This is a genomic window from Thiolapillus sp., from assembly GCF_048562965.1.
Lineage (GTDB): Bacteria > Pseudomonadota > Gammaproteobacteria > Chromatiales > Chromatiaceae > Thiolapillus > Thiolapillus brandeum_A.
This window is the reverse complement of the sequence record NZ_JBHNMF010001367.1, coordinates 1-670: the sequence shown is the minus strand read 5'-3', so window position 1 is coordinate 670 and position 670 is coordinate 1. Positions and strand designations below refer to the sequence as shown.

Genomic DNA, 670 nt, shown 5'->3' with positions numbered 1-670 from the left:
CAGCGTTATCTCTCAGCCCAAAGGTGCGGAGTATTGCATTCTTGCTGAACTTTCCTTGCCCGCCCGATGGTTCATGCGTATGGCGAAGCACATGCGGCGTAGGGGTATATCGTTAATCGCCGGCATAGAATATCTTCATGCGCGTCGTAAAAGTGTGCGTAATCAGGTTTGGGCAGCGCTTTCACATGACGGGCTGGGCTTTGCCTCACTCATAATTTACCGGCAGGACAAGCAACATCCTGCATTGCATGAAGAGTTGGAATTGAAGCGCCTTGCCGGGCTTGAGCTCAAACCAGAAAAACGCTGGACAGCTCCACCTGTTATTCAGCACGGTGATTTTCGCTTCGCCCTGCTGGTCTGTAGTGAGCTTACCAATATCAGCTACCGTGCTGCTCTTCGTGGCGATATCGATGCATTGTTTGTACCTGAGTGGAATCAGGATACTCGGTCCTTCAATGCACTGGTTGAATCGTCTGCGCTGGATATTCATGCCTACATTATTCAGTGCAACGATCGGCAATATGGTGACAGCCGTATACGAGCTCCCTATAAGGACGACTGGATGCGAGACCTTCTTCGAGTGAAGGGAGGTATCAACGATTACTGTGTAACAGGGCGAATAGATGTGAGATCACTGCGCCAGTTTCAATCCAGTCATCGTTCTCCTGAG

Annotated in this window: 1 protein-coding gene; it reads left to right on the top strand. The window is 50.3% G+C overall.

Annotation, left to right across the window (positions count from 1 at the left end):
- Nucleotides 1-670, top strand: a 670-nt coding sequence (locus ACOCD2_RS24360; protein WP_305803394.1) for a hypothetical protein, incomplete at both ends; no start/stop codon positions are given.